Genomic DNA, 596 nt, shown 5'->3' on the forward strand with positions numbered 1-596 from the left:
GTTTCCCCATTCGGAAATCTCCGGATCAAAGCTCACTTACAGCTCCCCGAAGCATATCGGTGTTAGTCCCGTCCTTCATCGGCTCCTAGTGCCAAGGCATTCACCGTGCGCCCTTTCTAACTTAACCATTAGCGAATAAATGGTACAACRTAWTGTTGTGTTATTTATTGGTTTGATTAAAGAAAAGTTTCACTTTTCCTCAGCAATTACTGTTATCTAGTTTTCAAAGAACAATTGGTGGAGCCTAGCGGGATCGAACCGCTGACCTCCTGCGTGCAAGGCAGGCGCTCTCCCAGCTGAGCTAAGGCCCCATTCGTTTAAATATATATGGTGGGCCTAAGTGGACTCGAACCACCGACCTCACGCTTATCAGGCGTGCGCTCTAACCAGCTGAGCTATAGGCCCATATATATGATAGAGAGAATTCTCTCAAAACTGAACGAAATGAAACGTACGTCATRTAAAAATCCTTAGAAAGGAGGTGATCCAGCCGCACCTTCCGATACGGCTACCTTGTTACGACTTCACCCCAATCATCTGTCCCACCTTAGGCGGCTAGCTCCTTACGGTTACTCCACCGACTTCGGGTGTTACAA

Annotated in this window: 2 tRNA genes and 2 rRNA genes; all 4 read right to left on the bottom strand. The window is 47.4% G+C overall.

From position 1 onward, the window contains the following. Positions 1 to 127 (bottom strand): 23S ribosomal RNA (locus AC1D0Y_RS29705); the annotation flags it as partial. Between the two features lie 108 nt (positions 128 to 235). Next, positions 236 to 311 (bottom strand) — tRNA-Ala (locus AC1D0Y_RS29710). 17 nt (positions 312 to 328) lie between these two features. Next, positions 329 to 405, bottom strand: a tRNA-Ile gene (locus AC1D0Y_RS29715). Between the two features lie 69 nt (positions 406 to 474). After that, positions 475 to 596 (bottom strand): 16S ribosomal RNA (locus tag AC1D0Y_RS29720); the annotation flags it as partial.

The sequence above is a fragment of the Priestia sp. P1_B12_1 genome (assembly GCF_056406695.1).